At 69.6% G+C, this 21,639-nt stretch carries 19 protein-coding genes; 11 read left to right on the top strand and 8 right to left on the bottom strand.

From position 1 onward, the window contains the following. Nucleotides 1-73 precede the first annotated feature (73 nt). Together ACWGSM_RS08630 and ACWGSM_RS08625 are read left to right on the top strand one after the other, a co-directional pair. Nucleotides 74-844 (top strand): enoyl-CoA hydratase/isomerase family protein, encoded by a 771-nt coding sequence (locus ACWGSM_RS08630; protein WP_452322512.1) that lies wholly within the window; start codon nt 74-76, stop codon nt 842-844. Between the two features lie 143 nt (nt 845-987). Further along, nucleotides 988-2,511, top strand: a complete 1,524-nt coding sequence (locus ACWGSM_RS08625; RefSeq protein ID WP_452322511.1) for an ATP-dependent DNA ligase — start codon at nt 988-990, stop codon at nt 2,509-2,511. 16 nt (nt 2,512-2,527) lie between these two features. On the opposite strand, the gene ACWGSM_RS08620 is transcribed toward ACWGSM_RS08625, so the two are convergent. After that, nucleotides 2,528-3,037: a phosphoribosyltransferase gene (locus tag ACWGSM_RS08620; protein ID WP_452322510.1), complete on the bottom strand. Its 510-nt coding sequence runs from the start codon at nt 3,035-3,037 to the stop codon at nt 2,528-2,530. A gap of 134 nt (nt 3,038-3,171) precedes the next feature. On the opposite strand from ACWGSM_RS08620, the gene ACWGSM_RS08615 reads away from it, so the two are divergent. Next, entirely contained in the window at nt 3,172-3,987 is an 816-nt protein-coding gene (locus ACWGSM_RS08615; RefSeq protein WP_452322509.1) for a class II glutamine amidotransferase, read from the top strand. Between the two features lie 29 nt (nt 3,988-4,016). Here ACWGSM_RS08615 and ACWGSM_RS08610 read toward each other — a convergent pair whose 3' ends face one another. Next, nucleotides 4,017-5,150: a YihY/virulence factor BrkB family protein gene (locus tag ACWGSM_RS08610; RefSeq protein ID WP_452322508.1), complete on the bottom strand. Its 1,134-nt coding sequence runs from the start codon at nt 5,148-5,150 to the stop codon at nt 4,017-4,019. A 269-nt stretch (nt 5,151-5,419) separates the two neighbouring features. On the opposite strand from ACWGSM_RS08610, the gene ACWGSM_RS08605 reads away from it, so the two are divergent. Next, a complete protein-coding gene (locus ACWGSM_RS08605) occupies nt 5,420-7,135 on the top strand; it encodes a thiamine pyrophosphate-binding protein (RefSeq protein WP_452322507.1) in 1,716 nt (571 codons plus the stop codon). Nucleotides 7,136-7,232: 97 nt separating this feature from the next. Here the strand turns inward: ACWGSM_RS08605 and ACWGSM_RS08600 are convergent, their stop codons facing one another. The 5 genes from ACWGSM_RS08600 to ACWGSM_RS08580 all read right to left on the bottom strand — a co-directional run bounded on the left by ACWGSM_RS08600 (nt 7,233) and on the right by ACWGSM_RS08580 (nt 12,700). Next, nucleotides 7,233-7,850, bottom strand: a complete 618-nt coding sequence (locus ACWGSM_RS08600) for a response regulator (protein WP_452322506.1) — start codon at nt 7,848-7,850, stop codon at nt 7,233-7,235. Further along, nucleotides 7,847-8,926 (bottom strand): sensor histidine kinase, encoded by a 1,080-nt coding sequence (locus tag ACWGSM_RS08595; RefSeq protein WP_452322505.1) that lies wholly within the window; start codon nt 8,924-8,926, stop codon nt 7,847-7,849. The genes ACWGSM_RS08600 and ACWGSM_RS08595 overlap by 4 nt, the downstream gene beginning before the upstream one ends. Before the next feature lie 9 nt (nt 8,927-8,935). After that, entirely contained in the window at nt 8,936-9,694 is a 759-nt protein-coding gene (locus tag ACWGSM_RS08590; protein ID WP_271638324.1) for an ABC transporter permease, read from the bottom strand. 1 nt (nt 9,695) lies between these two features. Continuing rightward, nucleotides 9,696-10,649: an ABC transporter ATP-binding protein gene (locus ACWGSM_RS08585; RefSeq protein WP_452322504.1), complete on the bottom strand. Its 954-nt coding sequence runs from the start codon at nt 10,647-10,649 to the stop codon at nt 9,696-9,698. 194 nt (nt 10,650-10,843) lie between these two features. Continuing rightward, nucleotides 10,844-12,700, bottom strand: a complete 1,857-nt coding sequence (locus ACWGSM_RS08580) for an FAD-dependent monooxygenase (RefSeq protein ID WP_452322503.1) — start codon at nt 12,698-12,700, stop codon at nt 10,844-10,846. Between the two features lie 105 nt (nt 12,701-12,805). Here ACWGSM_RS08580 and ACWGSM_RS08575 point away from each other — a divergent pair, with 105 nt between their 5' ends. Beyond that, nucleotides 12,806-13,495 carry an IclR family transcriptional regulator gene (locus ACWGSM_RS08575; protein ID WP_452322502.1) on the top strand — a complete coding sequence of 230 codons (690 nt, stop codon included), beginning with the start codon at nt 12,806-12,808 and terminating at the stop codon, nt 13,493-13,495. An 89-nt stretch (nt 13,496-13,584) separates the two neighbouring features. On the opposite strand, the gene ACWGSM_RS08570 is transcribed toward ACWGSM_RS08575, so the two are convergent. Beyond that, nucleotides 13,585-14,988, bottom strand: coding sequence for an MFS transporter (locus ACWGSM_RS08570; RefSeq protein WP_452322501.1), 1,404 nt, complete (start codon nt 14,986-14,988; stop codon nt 13,585-13,587). Between the two features lie 129 nt (nt 14,989-15,117). Here ACWGSM_RS08570 and ACWGSM_RS08565 point away from each other — a divergent pair, with 129 nt between their 5' ends. The 6 genes from ACWGSM_RS08565 to ACWGSM_RS08540 are packed head-to-tail and all read left to right on the top strand — an operon-like array spanning nt 15,118 to nt 21,591. After that, a complete protein-coding gene (locus ACWGSM_RS08565; RefSeq protein WP_452322500.1) occupies nt 15,118-16,569 on the top strand; it encodes a fumarylacetoacetate hydrolase family protein in 1,452 nt (483 codons plus the stop codon). Then, nucleotides 16,566-17,246 (top strand): GntR family transcriptional regulator, encoded by a 681-nt coding sequence (locus ACWGSM_RS08560; protein ID WP_452322499.1) that lies wholly within the window; start codon nt 16,566-16,568, stop codon nt 17,244-17,246. Before ACWGSM_RS08565 ends, ACWGSM_RS08560 begins: the two co-directional genes overlap by 4 nt. Next, nucleotides 17,246-18,832 (top strand): 5-carboxymethyl-2-hydroxymuconate semialdehyde dehydrogenase, encoded by a 1,587-nt coding sequence (gene hpaE / locus ACWGSM_RS08555; protein WP_452322498.1) that lies wholly within the window; start codon nt 17,246-17,248, stop codon nt 18,830-18,832. Before ACWGSM_RS08560 ends, hpaE begins: the two co-directional genes overlap by 1 nt. 1 nt (nt 18,833) lies before the next feature. After that, nucleotides 18,834-20,000 carry a 3,4-dihydroxyphenylacetate 2,3-dioxygenase gene (hpaD, locus tag ACWGSM_RS08550; RefSeq protein ID WP_452322497.1) on the top strand — a complete coding sequence of 389 codons (1,167 nt, stop codon included), beginning with the start codon at nt 18,834-18,836 and terminating at the stop codon, nt 19,998-20,000. Next, nucleotides 19,997-20,785, top strand: coding sequence for a fumarylacetoacetate hydrolase family protein (locus ACWGSM_RS08545; RefSeq protein ID WP_452322496.1), 789 nt, complete (start codon nt 19,997-19,999; stop codon nt 20,783-20,785). Before hpaD ends, ACWGSM_RS08545 begins: the two co-directional genes overlap by 4 nt. Next, entirely contained in the window at nt 20,770-21,591 is an 822-nt protein-coding gene (locus tag ACWGSM_RS08540) for an HpcH/HpaI aldolase family protein (RefSeq protein ID WP_452322495.1), read from the top strand. Before ACWGSM_RS08545 ends, ACWGSM_RS08540 begins: the two co-directional genes overlap by 16 nt. The last annotated feature ends 48 nt before the right edge of the window (nt 21,592-21,639 follow it).

The following is a 21,639-nucleotide window of genomic DNA, read 5'->3' as shown; positions in this document are numbered from 1 at the left end:
GTTCGACAGGGCCTGCCCTTCGACTGGGTCGAGCTCTTCGACAGGCCCAGGGAACCGACCGCAAGGAGCCGCCATGATCGACATCCACATCGCCGATGACGTCGCGCAGATCACGCTGAACGCGCCGGAGCGGCTTAACGCCCTCGACGAGCACGCCTTGCGCGAGCTGAGCGCCGCCTACGACGAGGCGGAGGGCGCCGGTGTGCGTGCCCTCGTGCTGCGCGGCGAGGGGCGCGCGTTCTGCGCCGGACGCGACATCTCGGGGGTGGATCCGCGTGACGACGACGTCATCGGCTACCTCGGCGACATCGTCACCCCGCTGCTGAAGCGCATGGCGTCGTTCCCCGCGCCCACATTCGCCACCGCGCACGGCGCGTGCCTCGGCGTCGGGCTCGGCCTGCTCGTCGCCACCGACGTGGTCTACGTCGCCGAGTCGGCGAAGATCGGCTCGCCGTTCGCCGCACTCGGCGCGACGCTCGACTCCGGTGGCCATGCCCTGTTCGCCGAGCGGCTGGGAGCCCATAAGACGCTCGATCTCATCTACTCCGGACGGCTGATGTCGGGCGCCGAGGCGGTGGCATCCGGTCTCTTCTCCCGCGTCTTCCCCGACGACGAGGTGCAGACGGCAACCGAGGATGCCGCGCACGCCGCCGCACGCGGCGCGATGGCCGCGTTCCTGGCGAGCAAGCGGCTGATCGCGCGCATCCGCGACGAGCGGCTGGCGCTGTGGGAGTCGATCGATCTCGAGAACGCCGCGCAGGCCGCGCTCTGCGATACCGACGACTACCGCGAGGGCTTCGCCGCGTTCCAGCAGAAGCGCAAGCCCGAGTTCCTCGGACGCTGAATCCGGCTCGCCGGAGATGGAAAACACCGGTACCCGGCATCCCCCGCCGGCGTTTTCCATCCCGAGCCTTTCCCGGCGGGTGGGAAACGCAGGCACGCGCAACCCCCTGCATTCGTGTCGGCGGCCGATGGGAGGATGCCGGGATGATGCTCTCCGATCTGCTCGCGGCGACCGACGAGGTCTCTGCCACGTCGTCCCGCCTGGCCAAGATCGACGCGCTCGCCCGGCTCCTGGCGGCCGCGCCATCAGAGGAGTTGCGCCCGCTGATCGGGCTGCTGCTCGCCGCACCGCGGCAGGGCCGGCTCGGCGTCGGCTGGCGCACGCTCGCAGGCCTCGACCTCGCTCATGCCGAAGCGGCGACGCTCACGATCGCAGAGGTCGATCAGGCGCTGGATGCCCTGGCCGCGACTTCCGGAGCCGGCTCGACGGCCGCGCGGCAGAGCGTGCTGCACGAGCTCGCCGCGCGGTGCACCGCGGCGGAATGGGATCTGCTCTCCAGAGCGATGATGGGCGAGTTGCGCACCGGAGCGCTCGGGGGCGTCCTGCTCGACGCGATCGCCCGTGCCTCGGAACGGTCGGCGGCCTCGGTCCGCCGCGCAGCGATGCTCTCGGGCGATCTCGGCGAGACCGCCGTGATCGCGCTGACCGGTGACGAGAGCGATCTCGAGGCGGTCGGACTGGCCGTGGGGCGACCGGTGATGCCGATGCTCGCGTCCACTGCTTCCACGCCGACGGCGGCGCTGGAGATCACCGGCCGGGCGTCGGTCGAGTACAAACTGGACGGGGCGCGCATCCAGGTGCACCGCCACGGCGACCAGGTCGGTGTCTACACCCGCAGCCTCGCCGACGTGACCCATCGCGTGCCGGAGCTGGTCGAGATCGTGCGTTCGCTGCCCGCGCACGACGTGATCCTCGACGGCGAGACGCTGTCGCTCGATGAGGATGGTGGCCCGCGTCCCTTCCAGGAGACGATGTCGCGCTTCGGAGCCGACGTCGCTCGCGAACTGGCCCTGAGACCATGGTTCTTCGACATCCTGCACGTCGACGGCCGCGACCTCATCGACGAGCCGCTGAGCGTGCGGCTGGCAGAGCTCGAGCGCGTGGCCGGTGACTGGCGGATGCCTGGCATCGTCACCGACGATGCCGACGAGGCCGAACGGCTGTCGCGCGACGCCCTCGCCGCCGGCCACGAGGGCGTGCTGGTCAAGGCGGTCGAATCGACGTACACGGCCGGGCGCCGGGGCAAGTCCTGGGTGAAGGTGAAACCGGTGCTCACCTACGATCTGGTCGTGCTCGGCGCGGAGTGGGGCTCGGGACGGCGAACGGGGATGCTGTCGAACCTGCACCTCGGCGCCCGCGATCCCGAGGGCGAGTTCGGCGAGCCGGGCGGGTTCGTCATGGTCGGCAAGACGTTCAAGGGACTCACCGACGACCTGCTGCGCTGGCAGACCGAGAACTTCCCGGCGCTCGAGACCAGGCGCACGGCGAGCACCGTCTTCCTGCGACCCGAGACCGTCGTCGAGATCGCGATCGACGGCGTGCAGCGCTCACCCCGATATCCCGGCGGCATCGCGCTGCGTTTCGCCCGCGTGAAGGGCTACCGCCCCGACAAGTCGGCCGCGGAGGCCGACACGATCCAGTCGCTGAGATCACTGCTGCGCGGCTGACCGCGCTCGACACGCGTCACGCCGACGGCGGCAGGCCCTGATCCTCCTCGACGACCGTGCCTTTGAACGACCACGGGAAGTTGATCCAGCGATCAGTGCCCTTCCAGGCGAAATCCGGCTGGATGATCGTCGACGGCTTGGTGTAGATCGTCACCGAGCGCACGTCGGCGCCCTTCTCTTTCAGCAGCTGCACGGCAAGCGCGAGCGTGCGCCCCGAGTCGGCGACGTCGTCGACGAGCAGCACGCGCCGGCCGTCGAGGTACTCCATGTCGAGCTCGGGCGGCAGCACCTCGGGAGCATCGAGCACCGTGCCGATCCCCGTGTAGAACTCCATGTTGATCGCACCGCAGTTCTTCACGCCAAGGCCGTAGGCGATGGCACCGGCCGGCAGCAGACCTCCGCGGGCGATCGCGACGACGACCTCGGGCACGAAGCCGCCGTCGATGATGTCTCGTGCGAGCTCGCGTGTCGCGTCGCCGAATCCGTCCCAGGTGAGCGTCTCGCGCTCGATATCTGCCTCAGTCACCGCTCCATTCTGTTACACCGATGCCATGCCGAGCCAACGGATTCCGCGCCTGTTCAGCCGAGATGAGGTAGAAACGAAGGAGGGATCGCGTCGCCCGCCGCATCCCTCATCCCGATTTCCGAGGTCTTTCCGTCATGTGCCGCCTGTTCGCCTTCGTCTCATCAGATCGCTCCGCCGCCCGTCGCGAACTGGGCCGAGTCGGGATCGAGAGCCTGCTCTCGCTGGCGCGCCTGCACGGCGACGGCTGGGGCTGGGCGGGCGTCAGCGCCCCGGGGCAGCCGGCCGCTGCGCACCGCTCGGCGCGGTCCGCCGTCGGCGATGCCGCATTCGAGCAGGCGATGGATGCCGAGTGCCGTGCGGCAATCGTTCACCTGCGCTGGGCGACCGCAGGCCTGCCGGTGAACGACCGCAACGCGCATCCCTTCGAAGCCGACGGCATCACCTTCGCGCACAACGGCTCGATCAAGCCGCTCGACCGCCTGAAGTCGCTGCTTTCGCCCCAGAGCGTCGCCGCCCTCTCGGGCACCACCGACAGCGAGATGTACTTCGCGCTCATCCGTGAGAAGGTCGCTGAGGGTCTGGGGCTGCACGAGGCCACCACTCGCGTCGCCGCGATGCTGCGAGAGCTGTTCCCGCTCGCCAGCCTGAACGCCCTTGTTCTCGACGCCGAGCATCTCGTGGTCGTGCACGCCAGCGCCACCAGCATCCTCACCGATCACGATCTCTCCCGCCTCGCTCCGCTCGCCGACGTGCTGCCGAGCGAGCACAACGAGGACTACTTCGCGTTGCGCTGGCGGCAGGGCGCCGACGGCACCATCGCGGTCGGATCGACCGGTGTCGCCGGCGACGGATGGACTCCCCTCCCCGCCGAATCGGTCACGGCGATCCGCCTCGACGATCGCTCGGTGTCCACCCTCGAACTCGCGGCCGAGCACGCCCTGCACAGCTGACGCGGACCGCTTCAGACCGCGACCGGCTCTCAGCGCCGGTGCGCACCCTCATCCGGCCGATCGTCGTCATCGCCGTGAGAGCCGTTCTCCGCGCCCAGGCGCAGCTCGCGGCCCTCATCGATGGTCTTCTGCTCCTTCTCCTGCATCTTCTTGCTCTGCCGGTCGTCGCGCGGGGGCAGCTGGATGCTCTCTTCCGCCTCGATGCCGGCCTGCAGCTGACGTCCGCGCTCCATCTCGGCGTCGAACTCCGCACCGAAGAGCAGCGACAGGTTCACGATCCAGAGCCACAGCAGCAGGATGATGACGCCGGCGATGCTGCCGTAGGTCTTCTGGTAGTTGCTGAAGTTGACCACGTAGAAGAAGAATCCGAGTGAGGCGATCACCATGATCACCAGCGCGACGAACGCGCCGAGGCTCATCCAGCGGAACTTCGGCTGCTTCACGTTGGGGCTGCCGTAGTACAGGATCGCGAGCGCGAGAATGGCGAGGATCACGATGACGGGCCACTTGGCGATGCTCCACACGGTGACGGCGACCTCGCCGAGTCCGATCGCCTCGCCGATCGCCTCGGCGATCGGGCCGGAGACGATCAGCAGCATCACGATCGCCACGGCGATGACGAGCAGAATGACGGTCAGCAGCAGCACCATCGGACGCAGCTTCCAGAACGGACGGCCCTCGTCGATCTCGTAGACCGTGTTCATGGCCTGCGAGAAGGCGCTGACGTAACCCGAGGCCGACCAGATCGCTCCGGCAAGACCGATCACGAGCGCGAGGCCCGCCGAATTCGATTGAGCCAGCTGTTCGATCGGCTGCCGGAGCACCTCCACCACCGACTCGTCGGCCACACGTCCGAGCACGCCGAGCAGCAGGTCGGTGGTCTCGTCGGCCTGACCGAACAGGCCGACCAGCGAGACGATGGCGAGCAGCGCGGGGAAGATCGCCAGCACGCTGTAGTACGTCAGCGCAGCGGCGAGCGTGGTGCACCTGTCGCGCAAGAACTCCGAGAGGGCGCGCTTGAGCGCGTACTTCCACGAGGGCTTGTCGATCTCGGGTGGGGTCTGCGGCTTGCGCGCGTCGTCGGGTGGCGGCGCCTGCTGCTCTTTCGCGGTGCTGGTCTGGGCATCACTCTGGGATGCAGGCTGCTCGAGGTTTCCGGACATGACGCCCTCCGTGCTGGTGCGTTTCTGCTGCTGAGCGAGCCACTCTCTCTGACGCCGACGCCCCGTGCCACGGGCTCGACGCACGGCGGCGCGGAGGCTATCCTGCGGCGCCGAGATGCGCTCAGCCAGGCCCGCACCGCCGGTTAGAATCGGATGGTCCGGCCGCTCAGGCCGGTGCTCGAAAAAGGGGCACGAAGCACTCCGCGACGCGGCGTGAGGCGCGAGACACATACGGGTTCCTCCGTTCCTGTCTTGAAAGGCACTTCACCATGCCCACCGTCTCCGCCCACGTCGCGCTCACCCTCGCCCAGCACATCGACCACGTCTTCGGCGTGATGGGCAACGGCAACGCGTACTTCCTCGACGCGATCGAGAAGCAGACCGGCGCCGTCTTCACGGCTGTGCGCCACGAGCAGGGCGCCGTGGTCGCCGCAGACGCGCACTTCCGCGCCTCCGGCCGGATCGCCGCCGCGACGTCGACGTACGGCGCGGGATTCACGAACACCCTCACAGCGCTGGCCGAAGCCGTGCAGGCGCATGTGCCGCTCGTGCTCGTCGTCGGCGACGAGCCCACCTCCGGCCCGCGCCCGTGGGATGTCGATCAGATCGCGATGGCGTCCGCCGTCGGGGCGCGCACCTATACGACCGGGCACGCGGATGCCGCCGCGACCACCGTCATCGCGATCGAGCACGCCCTGACCTACCGCGTGCCCGTCGTGCTGGCCATCCCGTACGACGTCGCTTCGCTCGAGGCGGGCGCCGTCGCGCCGGCACCCATGCCGCGCATCCCCGCACCGCTCGCGCCGCGCGGCGAGTTCGCAGACGGGATGCTCGACGAGATCGCGCACGCGCTGCGCTCGGCCGAGCGTCCGTTCCTGCTCGCGGGCCGAGGAGCCTGGCTGTCCGGGGCGAGCGAGGCCCTCGGGCAGCTCGCCGACGCGACGGGCGCACTCACGGCATCCACCGCTCTGGGCCGCGGCGTCTTCCCGGACACCCGCTACGACCTGGGCGTGACCGGCGGGTTCGGCGCCGACGGCGCCATGGAGCTGGTGCGCGAGGCGGACGTCGCCGTCGTCTTCGGCGCCTCGCTCAACCAGTTCACGATGCGCTTCGGCGAGCTCTTCGCCCCGGGCACGCGCGTCTTCCAGATCGACGTGGCACCGGCGGCGACGCACGCCAACATCGGCGGATACGTGCGCGCAGATGCGCGTCTCGCGGCCGAGGAACTGGTCGCGCGGCTGCACGACTCCGGAGAGACGACTGCGGTCGGCGCCGACACGCAGGTCGGTGGATCTGACGGCGGTCGGATCTCCGGACTCGGAACGCAGCCGTGGCGGGAGTCCGTCGACGTCGCCGCGGCCCGCGCCTACGCGGAAGGCGACGAGATCGCGCCCGACGGCCGCCTCGACCCGCGCTCCGCCGCGCGCCGCATCGCCGAACTGCTGCCCGAGGACCGCGTCGTCGTCTCAGACGGCGGGCACTTCATCGGCTGGGCCAACATGTACTGGCCGGTCGCCGCTCCAGACCGGATGATGATGGTCGGCACGGCGTTCCAGTCGATCGGCCAGGGCTGGCCCAGCGTGGTCGGCGCCACCCGCGCGCGACCCGAGCAGACCATCGTGCTGACCTCCGGCGACGGCGGCGGGCTGATGGCGATCGCCGACCTCGAATCCGCCGTGCGCGCGGCCGCCGGTCGCGGCATCGCGGTGATCTGGAACGACGCCGCCTACGGCGCCGAGGTGAACCTCTACGGCCTCAAGGGGCTCGCGGAAGGGCCGATGCTCATTCCTCAGGTCGACTTCGCAGCCTTCGCCCGAGCAGTCGGCGCCGAAGGCGTCGTGGTGCGCAGCCTCGACGACCTCGAGCGCCTGCGCACCTGGGCATCCGAAGACCCGGCCGAGCGCCGCTTCCTGGTGCTCGATCTGCGCATCTCGGGCAAGGTCATCGCGCCGTACCAGCAGGAGATCATCCGCGTGAACTCCTGACGCGGCGCCCTCGCAAGAAACGCAGGAGACCACGCGAAACGCAGGAGCCGACCGTGGATGGGCTCCTGCGTTTCGTGCGAAGTCCTGCGTTCGGGAATCAGATCCAGCCCTTGTCCTGGGCCGAGCGCACAGCCTGCGCGCGATTGGCCGCGCCGGTCTTCCCGATCGCCGAGGAGAGCACATTGCGCACGGTGCCCGGGGACAGGAAGACCTCCTCGGCGATGCGCCCTGCTGTCCGGCCATCCGCCGCCAGACGCAGCACCTGGCGCTCTCGCTCGCTGAGGGGGTTCGCGCCCTCGAACAAGCTCTGCTCTGCGAGAGAGGGATCGAGGACCCGCAGTCCTGCGTGCACGCGACGCACCGCGTCCGCGAGCTGCTCGGCCGGGGCATCCTTCGCGACGAACCCGGCAGCACCGGCGTCCAGCGCCGACCGCAGGTACCCCGGGCGGGCGAACGTCGTCACGATCAGCACGCGCGTGCCGGGGCAGGCTGCGCGTACGGCACGCGTTGCCTCGATCCCGTCCATCCCCGGCATCTGGATGTCCATCAGGCAGACGTCCGGTCGCAGTTCGGCGGCGAGACGCACGGCGTCCGTGCCGTCGGCCCCGGTGCCGAGAACGGTCATGTCGCCTTCGAGCTCCAGCAGCGCCGCCATGGCGCCGCGGATCAGCGCCTGGTCGTCCACCAGAAGCAGACGGATCGCGTCGGCGCTCACCAGGTCACCTCGACGTGCGTGCCGGCGTCGGAGCGCACGGAGAAGGCGGCCCCGGCCGCCGCGGCGCGCTCGCGCATCCCCCGCACGCCGTTGCCCTCCCTGCCGCCCGAGCCGACGCCGTCGTCATGCACCTCGAACCGCCCCGGCGCGATGCTCACGCTCACGATGCTCGCGCGAGCGTGCCGGAGCACGTTGGTGGTCGCCTCGCGCAGGATCCATCCCGAGGTGAGCGCCTGCGAGGGAGACAGCGCATCGGGCTCACCGCTGACGCGCACGTCGATACCGGCCGCCCGCAGCGCTTCACGGCTCGCGGCCAGCTGCTCGGCGAGCGCTGCGACGCGGGCACCGGCGACGGTGGACCGCACGCCTGCGATGGCCTCGGCCGTGAGCTCTTCGATGGCCGCCAGCTCCTCCTTGGCCCGTTCTGGGTCGGAGTCGATGAGCCGTCGCGCGAGCTGCGCCTTGAGTCGCACGACGGTGAGCGAGTGTCCGACGAGGTCGTGCACGTCCCGCGCCACCGCCTCCCTGCCCTCGCTGGTCGCCAGCTCGCGTCCCAGCGCCTCGGCCTGCGCCGAGCGGATGATGAGCCACGTGGAGACGGTGTTGACGACACCGACCATGGCGATGATGGCGAGTACCGAGGCATAGCTGCGCCCCTCCGGGGCGAACAGCACGGTCGCGGCGGTGACGGCCAGGGAGGTGATCGTGGTGATCCAATGCCAGGGTCGGGTGAGACCGTAGGAGGCGAACGACATGATGAACGGCAGGAAGCTCAGGGCCGAGCCACCCTCGGCAGGCACCGACACCACCGCGCATGCGATGAGCGCGGCGAAGATGATCCACTGACCCTTCCGCGGAGGGTCTCCCACTGCGTTGCCGTCGGCCATCCCGCGAATGAATCCGATGACGTACAGCACGGCGAACGCGGTGATGGCAGTCCAGCCGATCACCACCCAGTGCGCCTCGGCCCGCGAGCGCAGCAGGGCCATGACCGGGTAGATCAGGAAGACCAGCCAGACGACTGCCATCAACCACCCGAAGCGCTCCCAGGGGTTCTTCACCGCGTGCGTGGTCACCGTTCGACCTTATCGGCGCGCGCGCGAGCGCTTGGCGCCGGCCACCACGAGCAGGACGAAGAACGCCGTCCATGCGCCCATGTTCAGCAGGAGCGCCCACAGCGGATCGCTCTGACCGGTGGTGAGAGTGCCGTCGGTGAGCGGCCAGCGTGCCAGGGCAGCGAAGCCGTACATGGGCGTGAAGCGGGCGATCTCGAGCATGATGCCGTCGAGCGGCATGAACACGTTGCCCAGGAACCCGAAGAAGGTCATCGAGATCGATGCCAGCGCCGCAGCGGAATCGCTGTTGAAGAACAGCCCGACGCCGAGCCCGTACAGGCCGAACATCAGCCCTGCTCCGAGGATGATCGTCGCTGCGGCCGCCCACCGCCACATGTCGTCGGCCTGCGCTCCGGTGGCGAACCCGGCGATGAACACGGCGACCAGGGCGAGCACGGCGAAGGTGAGCGCATTGATGAGCTTCGTGAGCGCGTATCCGGCGGTGCCGAGCGGCGTCATCGCGAGCTGGCGGCCCCAGCCCTGCTTGGCCTCGGCTGCTGCGAGGGACGAGAGCGAGCTCATCGCGACCGCGGTGCCGTAGGCGGCCATCGAGACCATGATGTAGAACGACACGTTGCCGTGTCCTGCGGAGAGGTGGCCGACGTCGCCGCCTGCTCCGAAGAGCAGGTACATCGCGACGGGCATCGCCAGCGTGAAAGCGAGGGTGTAGGGGTTGCGCAGCTGACGCAGCGCCTCGACGCGCAGCATGGTGGGCGAGATGGTGGTCATGTCAGTTCTCCGTCAGGGTGGTGAAGGCGGTTTCGAGGGTCGGCGCGACGATTTCGAGATCATGCGCCCCTGAGGCGAGAAGAGCGGATGCCACGACATCCGAGTCGGCTGCGCGAAGGCTCACCCGGCCGGCGTCGACGCGCAGATCGGTGACGCCGGGACGAGCATCGAGGACGGTGAGGAGCTCGCGCGCGCCCTCGGCGGGCAGCGTTGCGGAGAGCGTGCGTGCGCCGAGGCTGGCACGCAGCCGGTCGGTCGTAGCGTCGGCGACGATTCGACCGCGGTTCATGACGACGGTGCGTCGGGCGAACTGCTCGGCCTCCTCGAGATAGTGCGTGGCGAAGACGATGGTGCGGCCGGCATCGGCATCCGCCCGCATGACCTCCCAGAACCGGCGGCGGGCGGTGACGTCCATCCCAGCGGTGGGCTCGTCGAGCACGAGGATGTCGGGGTCGGCCACCAGCGCCAGTGCGAACTTGACGCGTTGCTGCTCTCCTCCTGAGCACTTCGCTACGCGCCGGCGTGCGAGCCTGAGCAGGTCGGCGCGCTCGAGCGTCTCCGGCACTCTGCGGAGCGCCTCCCGGCTGTGCAGCGAAGCGATGACCTCGACTGTCTCACGCACCGACAGGTCGGAGAGAAGCCCTCCGGTCTGCAGGACGGCGGCGATGCGCCCGGAGGCTGTCGCGTGCGCCGGCGCCTGACCGAAGACGGACACGCGCCCTTCGCTGGCAGGCGTCAGACCGAGGAGCATGTCGAGCGTCGTGGTCTTGCCCGCTCCGTTCGGGCCGAGAAGCGCCACGATCTCGCCGCGGTGCACAGTGAGGTCGAGGCCGGCGACGGCGTCGACGCGGCGGTCGCTCGCGCCGTAGTGGCGGCGCACTCCCTCGAGGACGATGGCGGGCGAACGCTCGGAGATGGTCACCGGCGGTTCTGCCGGGACGGTGAGAGTGGTCATGCATCCACTCTCACGGCGCGCGGTCCCGCGAGCAGGAGTGCGCTGTCACGCCTTCCTCGTGACACCTGTCACGTGCTGAATGGGGCATCCGACCCCGCGCGGATCACAGGAGAACGCGCAAAACGCAGGAGCCGATTCGAGATCGGCTCCTACGTCTCGTGTGAAGTCCTGCGTTTCGCGCGGAGGGCGTGGGTTCAGGATGCCGGGAGCAGCGCTCCCTCGAAGAACGCGGCGAGCTCGTCGACCGCGTCGAGGGGCAGGATCGCGGCGACGTACTGGTCGGGGCGCACCACGACCACGACGCCGTCGCGCGAGAGGTCACGCGCCTCGAAGATGTCCGTCTCGTTCCATTTGCTGGGCGCGGCGGCGTAGACCTTCTCCCAGTCGGTGAGGCCGAGCGGTCCGGTCTTCGGGGCGAACAGCGCCGGCACCGTCGTGACCTCGACATCCTCGTAAGACCCCTGATAGACCGCCTTCACATCGAAGACGGAGTCGACGTCGGCATCCGCCGGGGTGAACCGCGCGAAGACCGGCGCCGCCTGCGCCGCCCAGGCGTTCAGTCGCTCGCCCGAGGCGTCACCGAAGGCGTAGACGCGCCAGCGGCCGTCGGCCCGGGCGTGGTGGCCGAGGTGGATGACGTTGCCGTCGCAGACGCGGGTGACCTCGGCCGACTTGAACCGCTTGCCCAGCGGGAAGCCGGCCGCGAGTGCCTGGTGCGCGTCGGTGCCGGTGATCATCGACGAGGTGTACTGCGTCATGAACCCTGAGGGGAACTCGGCCGTGCCGAGGTAGAAGGTCGCGAGCTCCTGCGGGTCGGAGATCTCCTCGGGCTTGCGGGCCATCAGGCTCGACCACTCGCGATCGAAGTCGATCAGCTGCTGCGCGACCGGCTTGCGCTCGGCGCCGTAGGTGGCGAGCAGGGTCTCGGGGCTGCGGCCGGTGAGCACCGAGCCGAGCTTCCAGCCGAGGTTGAAGCCGTCCTGCATCGAGACGTTCATGCCCTGACCGGCCTTCGCGCTGTGCGTATGGCACGCGTCTCCGGTGAGGAAGACCCGCGGAGTGCGGCCGCTGCCGTCGATGACGTCGTCGAAGCCGTCGGTCACCCGGTGACCGACCTCGTAGACGCTGTGCCAGGCGATGTCCTTGACATCGATCGAGTACGGATGCAGGATCTCGTTCGCCCTGCGGATGACGGTCTCGATGGGCGTCTGGCGCACCCGGTGGTCGTCGTCGGCGGCGACCTCGCCGAGATCGATGTACATGCGGCTGAGATAGCCGCCCTCACGCGGGATGTGCAGGATGTTGCCCGCCTCGGCGTTGATCGCGCACTTGGTGCGCCAGTCGGGGAAGTCGGTGTTCACCAGCACGTCCATGACGCCCCACGCGTGCGCGGAGGCGTTGCCGACATGCGTGCGGCCGATGGCCTTGCGCACCCCGCTGCGCGCGCCGTCGCAGCCGACGACGTACTTGGCGCGGATGGTGCGCTCGACGCCCTTGTCGTCGATCTGCACCTCGACCGGATGCTCCCCCTCGTCGTGCACGGTGAGTCCGAGGAAGGCGACGCCGTAGTCGGGCACGATGCGGCCGGGGCCGTCGGCGGCCGCCTCGGCGAAGTAGTCGAGCACGCGGGCCTGGTTGACGATGAGGTGCGGGAACTCGCAGATGTCGTAGGCGTAGTCGGCGGTGCGCGCCGTGCGGATGATGTTCTGCGGGTTCTCGGGGTCGGGGCCCCAGAAGTTCATCCAGCCGATGTTGTAGGCCTCTGCGACGATGCGCTCGGCGAAGCCGAACGCCTGGAAGGTCTCGACGCTGCGTGGCTGGATGCCGTCGGCCTGGCCGAGCACGAGACGACCGTCGCGCTTCTCGATGATGCGCGTGTTCACGTTCGGATACTGCGACATCTGGGCGGCGAGCAGCATGCCCGCAGGTCCCGAGCCGACGATGAGCACGTCCACCTCGTCGGGCAGCGTATCTGGCCGGTCGATTCCCAGGCCCGCCGCGGGCAGCACCCGCGGGTCGTGGGACACATAGCCGTGGTGGTGGAACTGCATCGTCGTCGATTCCTTCCGGCGTGTTCTAAATTGGAACACAGCGTTCTACTATTGAACAGATCGTATACGAAGGCGTACGACGCCACAACAGAACTGGAGCCGACGATGACCCCAGCGCCCGCTTCGCAGACGCTCAGCCGCGGCATCCGCATCCTCGAGGTGCTCGCCGACGGCCCGCTGTCGATCGACGAGGTCGCCACCCGCCTCGACGTGCACCGCTCGATCGCCTACCGCCTGCTGCGCACGCTCGAGGATCACCGCCTCGTCATCCGCGATGCGTCCGGACGCATGGCCCTGGGCCCGCGCATGGCCGCCCTCGCCGCCGGAGTCGCGCACGATCTGCATGCCGAGGCGCTGCCCGAGCTGACCGCGGTGGCGAACGAGCTCGGCCACACCGCCTTCCTCGCCGTTCTCGACGGCGACGAGGTCATCACCCTCACCAGCGTCGAGCCGCGCCACGCGGTGGCCAATGTCGCCCAGCGGCCGGGCACCAGGCATCCGGTCACGGTGGGAGCGCCGGGCAAGGCGATCCTCGCTCAGCTGCGTGATGCCGAGTGGCCAGCGGTCGATGCGGCGCTGCGCGCCGAGGTCGAGGCCGGGCGCGAGCGCGGCTACGCGCTCAGCCACGACGAGGTGATCCCGAACCTCAAGTCGATCGCCGTGCCGCTGCCGCTGCGCGGCGCGCGCCCTGCCGCCCTCGCCGTGGTGCACGTGGCATCCCGCTTCGCGGATACCGTGATCGCCGCACGGCTGACGCGCTCCGCGGACGTCATCCGGGCCGCCCTCGACGGCTGATCGCACAGGCCGCCAAGACTGACGCAGGTCGGAGGGATGATCCCGTACGAACCATCCCTCCGACCTGAGAGAGCTTCAGAGGCGGAGGCTCAGGCGCGAGCGAGCCCGTGGATCGGGCTCACCGCCTGCTCGGCCTCGTGGTCGGGCCCGAGCGGGATGCCGCTGCGGTCGCGCAGCAGCAGCGTCGCGATGAGTCCGATCACGGTCATGCCCGCGAGGTACCACGTGACCGACATCGTCGTGCCGGTCGCCTGCACCAGCGCGGTCGCGATGGTCGGGGCGAACGCACCGCCGGCGATCGCGCCGATCGCGTACGAGATCGACACCCCCGAGAAGCGGATGCTGGCCGGGAACAGCTCGGTGTACAGCGCCGCCTGCGGGCCGTAGGTGAAGCCGAGCCCGAGGGTGAGGATCGCGAGGCCCGCGAACATCAGGCCAATGTCGCCGGTGTTGACCAGCGGGAACAGCGCGAACACGCCCCCCAGCTGCAGCACCCACCCGATGACGTAGGTGGTGCGACGGCCCAGCTTGTCGCTGACGAATCCGGCCAGGAGCGTCGAGAGCAGCCAGGTGACCGCCGAGCCGGTGACGGCCCACAGCACCGGTCCGCGCTCGAGGGCGAGCGGGCCGTCGGGGTTCGTGGCGTAGTTCTGGATGTAGCCGCCGGTGGTCATGTATCCGACCGCGTTGTTGCCGGCGAAGACGAGCGCGGCGACGATCACGAGCAGCAGGTGCTTGCGGAACAGCTGCACGATCGGCATCCGCGCCTCTTCCTTGCGCTCCGCGAGCTCGGCGAACACCGGGCTCTCCTCGACGTTGCGTCGCACGTAGTACCCGATCAGGATCAGCACGATGCTGAGCAGGAACGGAACTCGCCAGCCCCATGCGAGGAACTGCTCACCGGGGGCGATCGCGGTCATGATCGCCATCACGCCCGAGGCCAGCAGCAGGCCGAGCGGCACGCCGATCTGCGGCGAGGCGCCGAAGATGCCGCGCTTGGTCTTGGGTGCGTGCTCGACAGCCATCAGCACCGCGCCGCCCCACTCACCTCCCGCCGACAGGCCCTGCAGGATGCGCAGCAGCACCAGCAGCAGCGGCGCCGCCACGCCGATCGCCTCGTAGGTCGGCAGCATGCCGATCAGCGCGGTCGCCGCGCCCATCAGGATGAGCGTCCACATCAGCACCACCTTGCGGCCGACCTTGTCACCGAAGTGGCCGGCCAGGAAGGCCCCGAGCGGACGGAACAGGAAGCTGATCCCCACGGTCGCGAAGCCGATCAGGATGCTGTTCGCACCCAGCGGGGCGAAGAAGAGCTGCCCGAAGACGAGCCCGACCGCGGTCGCATAGATGAAGAAGTCGTACCACTCGACGGTGGTGCCGACCACCGTGGCGAAGACGACGCGGCGTCGATCCGCCGCATTGGCGATCGTGCCGGTGGGGGTGAATCCCTCGGGTGGACGAGATGCCCGAGAACGGCGTGACTGCTCGCTCATGATGCTCCTTTGACGACTCTGTCGGGGTGGTGATCGGATGCTTGCCACCCGCTGGGGGATCATATACGATTTCGAATACGACGCACAAGACCACCGAGTCATCCCGTGCACGATGCAAGGAGGCGCCCCATGGCCGAGCTCGCACGCCCCGGCAAGATCATCGCGATCCACCTCAACTACGTCTCGCGCTCCGACCAGCGCGGCCGTCGTCCCGCCGCCCCCTCCTACTTCTTCAAGCCCGCCAGCTCGCTCGCCGGCACCGACGGCGTGGTCGAGCGCCCCGCCGGCACCGAGCTGCTCGCCTTCGAGGGCGAGATCGCGCTCATCATCGGCACCGCGGCCCGCCGCGTCTCGGTCGACGAAGCGTGGTCGCACGTGGCATCCGTCACCGCGTCGAACGACCTGGGCCTGTACGACCTGCGTGCCAACGACAAGGGGTCCAACGTCCGCTCCAAGGGCGGCGACGGTTACACGCCGGTCGGCCCCGACCTCATCGACGCCGCGGCCGTCGACCCCGCAGCTCTTCGCGTGCGCACCTGGGTGAACGGCGAGCTCGCGCAGGACGACACCACCGCCGGGCTGCTCTTCCCGCTCCCCCAGCTCGTCGCCGACCTCTCGCAGCACTTCACGCTCGAGCCCGGCGACATCATCCTCACCGGCACGCCCGCGGGTTCCAGCGTGATCGTGCCCGGTGACGTGGTCGAGATCGAGGTGGATGCTCCGGATGCCCCCGGCGCCCCCTCATCGGGCCGCCTGCGCACCACGGTCACCCAGGGCGACGTCGAGTTCGACCCGGCGCTCGGCTCGATGCCGGCCGTCGACGACCTGCAGCGGGCAGAGGCCTGGGGCTCGCGAGAGCTCGCCGGTCTGCCCGCCATCGAGCAGACGCCCTCCGGGCTGTCCGCCGAGCTGCGGACGAAGCTCGAAGCCGCACCCACCGCGGGCCTGTCGAGTCAGCTGCGCAAGCGCGGCCTGCACTCCTGCTTCATCGACGGCCTCTCCGCCAACCTGCCAGGCGCCAAGATCGTCGGCACCGCCAAGACCCTGCGCTTCGTGCCGGCCCGCGAAGACCTCTTCAAGAGCCATGGCGGTGGGTACAACGCCCAGAAGCGCGCATTCGACGCGGTCGGCGAGGGCGAGATCATCGTGATCGAGGCCCGCGGCGACGAGACCACCGGCACCCTCGGTGACATCCTCGCGCTGCGTGCCCGCACCCGCGGTGCCGCCGGCGTGGTCACCGATGGCGGCGTGCGCGACTTCGACGCAGTAGCCGAGATCGGGCTGCCGGTGTTCTCGAAGGGCGCGCACCCCTCGGTGCTCGGCCGCAAGCACGTACCCTGGGAGTTCGACGTCACGATCGGCTGCGGCGGGGCGACCGTCCAGCCCGGCGACGTCATCGTCGGCGACGGCGACGGCGTGATCGTCATCCCCGCGCACCTCGCGGAAGAGGTCGCCGATGCGGCTCTCGCGCAGGAGGACGAGGACGCCTGGATCGCCGAGCAGGTCGCCGCGGGCACCCCGGTCGACGGGCTGTTCCCGATGAACGCCGAGTGGCGCGCGAAGTACGAGGCAAGCCGATGAGCACGCTCGTGCGCGAGGGCAGCAAGTCCGAGCAGGCCTACACCTGGCTTCGCTCGCGAATCGCCTCGCACGCTTACGGCCCCGGCTACCGCCTCGTGCTCGGTGCCATCGCCCGCGAGCTGCAGATGAGCGTCGTGCCGGTGCGCGAGGCGATCCGCCGCCTAGAGGCCGAGGGCTTCGTGACCTTCGAGCGCAATGTGGGCGCGCACGTGTCGCTGATCGACGAGGACGAGTACGCGCACACCATGCAGACCCTCGGTCTGGTCGAGGGCTCGGCGACCGCGCTGTCCGCTCCCCTGCTCGACGAGGAGGCGCTCGTCCGAGCCGAGCAGATCAACGAGCAGATGCGCGAGCTGCTCGATCACTTCGACGCCCACCGCTTCACGCAGCTGAACCAGCAATTCCACTCCGTGCTGTTCGAGCCCTGCCCGAACCCGCACATCCTCGACCTCGTGCACCGCGGGTGGGGTCGGCTCTCGGGCATCCGGGACTCCACCTTCGCCTACGTGCCGGGCCGGGCACGGCACTCCGTCGAAGAGCACGAGCAGATCCTGCAGCTGATCCGCGACGGCGCCGAGCCGCTCGAGATCGAGCTGTCCGCACGAAACCACCGCTGGCGCACCCGGGACGCGTTCCTGGCTGCCCGGCACTCCCACACCAGCGAAGAAGGACGATGATGACCGACGTCTACACCCCCGCCGACCTCCCCTCGAAGATCCAGCACTACATCGACGGCGAGTTCACAGACTCGATCGACGGCGACACCTTCGCGGTGCTCAACCCCGTCACCAACGAGACGTACGTGCACGCCGCCGCAGGCAAGAAGGCCGACATCGACCGCGCCGTCACCGCCGCCCGTCGCGCGTTCACCGAGGGCCCCTGGCCGCGCATGCTGCCGCGCGAGCGCTCGCGCGTGCTGCACCGCATCGCCGACATCGTCGAATCGCGCGACGCGCGCCTGGCCGAGCTCGAGTCGTTCGACTCGGGTCTGCCCATCACGCAGGCCCTCGGCCAGGCCCGCCGCGCCGCCGAGAACTTCCGGTTCTTCGCCGACCTCATCGTCGCGCAGGCCGACGACGCCTTCAAGGTTCCCGGCAAGCAGATGAATTACGTCAACCGCAAGCCGATCGGTGTCGCGGGCCTCATCACGCCGTGGAACACCCCGTTCATGCTCGAGTCGTGGAAGCTCGGCCCTGCGCTCGCAACCGGCAACACCGTGGTGCTCAAGCCCGCCGAGTTCACCCCCCTGTCGGCGTCGCTGTGGGCAGGCATCTTCGAAGAGGCGGGCCTGCCGCAGGGCGTGTTCAACCTCGTCAACGGCCTCGGCGAAGACGCCGGCGACGCGCTGGTGAAGCACCCCGACGTGCCGCTCATCTCGTTCACCGGTGAGAGCCGCACCGGGCAGATCATCTTCGGCAACGCAGCCCCCTTCCTGAAGGGGCTGTCGATGGAGCTGGGCGGCAAGAGCCCCGCCGTCGTCTTCGACGACGCCGACCTCGACACCGCGGTGGATGCCTGCGTCTTCGGCGTGTACTCCCTCAACGGCGAGCGCTGCACCGCGGGCAGCCGCATCCTCGTCCAGCGCGGCGTCTACGACGAGTTCGTGGAGCGGTTCGCCGCGATCGCCCAGCGCGTCAAGGTCGGCCACCCGCACGACCCGACCACCGAGGTCGGCGCGCTGGTGCACCCCGAGCACTACGAGAAGGTGATGAGCTACGTCGAGGTCGGCAAGACCGAGGGTCGCCTGATCGCCGGCGGCGGTCGCCCCGAGGGCTTCCCGACCGGCAACTACGTCGCGCCGACGGCGTTCGCCGACGTGGCGCCGGATGCCCGGATCTTCCAGGAGGAGATCTTCGGCCCCGTCGTCGCCATCACCCCCTTCGACACCGAGGAGGAGGCGCTGGCGCTGGCGAACGACACCCGCTACGGCCTGGCGGCCTACATCTGGACGAACGACCTCAAGCGCGCGCACAACTTCGCCGGCGCCGTCGAGGCCGGAATGGTGTGGCTGAACTCGAACAACGTGCGAGACCTGCGCACCCCGTTCGGCGGCGTCAAGGCATCCGGACTCGGACACGAGGGCGGGTACCGCTCGATCGACTTCTACACCGATCAGCAGAGCGTGCACATCACCCTGGGCGAACCGCACAACCCCGCCTTCGGCAAGCAGGATCTGGACGACCCCGGACCCGCGCTGACCCTTCGACAGGCTCAGGGACCCAACCGGGCACCAACCCATTCTCTGAACAAGCAAGGACGCTGACATGACGAACCACGCAGGAAAGACGCTCACCTCTTCCGGCTTCTACGTGAGCCAGGAGGCGCCGATCCGCACCGACGACCCGATCGCGACGCCCGCCGCGAGCCCGCCCGATATCCTCCGCTGCGCGTACATGGAGCTCGTGGTGACCGACCTCGCCGCCTCGCGCGAGTTCTACGTCGACATCCTCGGGCTGTACGTCACCGAAGAGGACGAGCGCACGATCTACCTGCGCTCGACCGAGGAGTTCATCCACCACAACCTCGTGCTGCGCACGGGCGAGGTCGCGGCCGTCGCCGCGTTCTCGTACCGGGTGCGCACGCCTGAAGACCTCGACCGTGCGGTGGAGTTCTACACCGAGCTCGGCTGCGACGTGCGCCGCAACCCGAACGGGTTCGTGAAGGGCATCGGCGACTCGGTGCGCGTGGTCGACCCGCTGGGTTTCCCGTATGAGTTCTTCCACCAGAGCGAGCACGTCGAGCGGATGTCGTGGCGCTACGACCTGCACATCCCCGGCGAGCTGGTGCGCCTCGACCACTTCAACCAGGTCACCCCCGACGTGCCGCGCGCCGTGCGCTACATGCAGGACCTCGGCTTCCGCGTCACCGAGGACATCCAGGACGGCGACGGCACCGTGTACGCGGCGTGGATGCGCCGCAAGCCCACCGTGCACGACACCGCGATGACCGGCGGCGACGGGCCGCGGATGCACCACGTCTGCTTCGCGACGCACGAGAAGCACAACATCCTCGCGATCTGCGACAAGCTCGGGGCGCTGCGCCGCTCGGACGCCATCGAGCGCGGCCCCGGGCGCCACGGCGTCAGCAACGCGTTCTACCTGTATCTGCGCGACCCCGACGGCCACCGCGTCGAGGTGTACACGCAGGACTACTACACCGGCGACCCCGACAACCCGGTCGTCACGTGGGACGTGCACGACAACCAGCGCCGCGACTGGTGGGGCAACCCCGTCGTGCCCAGCTGGTACACCGACGCGTCGCTCGTGCTCGACCTCGACGGCAACCCGCAGCCCGTGCGCGCCCGCACCGACTCGAGCGAGATGGCCGTGACGATCGGCGCGGACGGCTTCTCGTACACCCGCCCCGGCGAGGGCGAGAAGTCCATGCCCGAGTGGAAGCAGGGCGAGTACAAGCTCGGGCACCAGCTGTGACCCTCCCCGCCGAGATCATCGCCGCCCTCGCGGCGGAGCTGGCCGAGGCCGAACGGACGCGCGGTGTGATGCCGCGCATCACCGCCCGGTATCCGGATGCCACGATCGAGGACTCCTACGCGATCCAGGGCGTCTGGCGCGACTCGCAGCTCGCCGCCGGACGCCGCCTGGTGGGACGCAAGATCGGGCTGACCTCGAAGGCCATGCAGCAGGCGACGGGGATCACCGAGCCCGACTACGGCGTGATGTTCGACGACACCGTCTACCCGTCCGGCGCGGAGATCCCATTCGACGACTTCTCGAACGTGCGCATCGAGGTCGAGCTCGCGTTCGTGCTGAAATCACCGCTCGAGGGCCCCGGCTGCACGCTCGACGACGCGCTGGCGGCGATCGACTACGCCGTGCCCGCCCTCGAGGTGCTCAACTCGCACATCGAGCTCGAAGGCCGCACGATCGTCGACACGATCAGCGACAACGCCGCGTACGGCGCGATGGTGCTCGGCGACGTGCACATGCGGCCCGACGAGATCGACCTGCGCTGGGTGCCCGGCGTGCTGTCGAAGAACGGCCAGATCGAGGAGACCGGCGTCGCGGCCGGCGTGCTCGGGCATCCGGCGACCGGCGTCGCGTGGCTGGCGAACAAGTTCCACCAGCACGGCGCGCGGCTCGAGGCAGGCGAGATCATCCTGGCAGGATCGTTCACCAGACCCATGTGGGTCGAGCGCGGCGACGAGGTGCTGTGCGACTACCGCGAGATGGGAACGATCGCATGCCGCTTCGTCTAGAGCCCACCTTCCGTGACGCGCTGGCCGCCGCGGACCGCCCGCTGATCGGCATGTGGCTGAGCACCGGCACCACGCTGAACGCCGAGATCTGCGCGGGATCGGGCGTCGACTGGCTGCTGATCGACATGGAGCACGGCCCGAACACGGTGATCTCGGTGCAGCAGCAGCTGCAGGTGATCGCCGCGTACCGGGTGCCCACCATCGTGCGGGTGCCGGTGAACGACACGGTGGTCATCAAGCAGGTGCTCGACACGGGCGCGCAGAACCTGCTGGTGCCGATGGTCGGCTCGGCCGCCGAGGCGCAGGCGGCGGTCGCCGCGGTGCGCTACCCGCCCGAAGGTGTGCGCGGGGTCGGCTCGGCCCTCGCCCGCAGCGGCCGCTGGGGTCGGGTGCCCGGGTACGTGGCGAACGCATCCGCGACGGTGTCGCTGTTCGTGCAGATCGAGTCGGCGGATGCTGTGCACGCGGCGGCCGAGATCGCCGCCGTCCACGGGGTCGACGGCGTACTCGTGGGACCCGCCGATCTCGCGGCCTCGATGGGTCTGCCCGGTCAGCAGGCGCACCCCGACGTGCTCGCCGCTGTGCGGCGCGTGTTCGAGACGGTGACCGCGGCGGGTAAGAAGGTCGGCGTGAACGCGTTCGACCCCGCCGGCGCCGACGCGTACATCGCCGCGGGCGCGCACTTCCTCTCGGCGAGCGCCGACGTGACGATCCTCGCCAGAGGCGCCGAGGCCCTGGTGGCGCGGTTCATCCCGGCATCCGGAGCCGACGAGACATCCGAAGCCGACGACACCGACCAGTACTGACGCGGCCCCGCCCGTGTCAGGATGAACGGATGCAGAATCGGCGACCCT

The organism is Microbacterium sp. NPDC055521, from assembly GCF_053619695.1.
This window is presented reverse-complemented; position numbering and strand designations above follow the sequence as displayed.